At 37.7% G+C, this 316-nt stretch carries 1 protein-coding gene; it reads right to left on the reverse strand.

Annotation, left to right across the window (positions count from 1 at the left end; genetic code table 11):
- Positions 1 to 316, reverse strand: a 316-nt coding sequence (locus R8925_RS15975; protein WP_430536765.1) for a hypothetical protein, incomplete at both ends; no start/stop codon positions are given.

Below are 316 nucleotides of genomic sequence, written 5' to 3' on the forward strand. Positions count from 1 at the left end.
GTGTCTGGTATTGTTTTTTCGGTAAAATAGTCTACATCGATAATCAAATTCTTCTTCTGCACAAAGCTAAAGCGGGTTAAATAATCTAGTACGACAACGACTAGTCGATAAAAGTCTGTAGTTTGATCTTTGATAATTTGAGCGAGGTCAAAACCTAACTGATACCGTTGATTGCGATATTTTTTATGATATGCCATTCGAAAATCACTACGCGAATGGTCTACATAAGAAAATGGTCCAAGCGGGCAAGCTAGCAAAATTAAGTGCCGCTCAGTGGTACTTAGCTCGTGATCTAGATTAAACTCTAGATCACTGA

This window comes from Listeria rocourtiae subsp. hofi, from assembly GCF_963575615.1.
Classification (GTDB): Bacteria; Bacillota; Bacilli; order Lactobacillales; family Listeriaceae; genus Listeria_A; species Listeria_A hofi.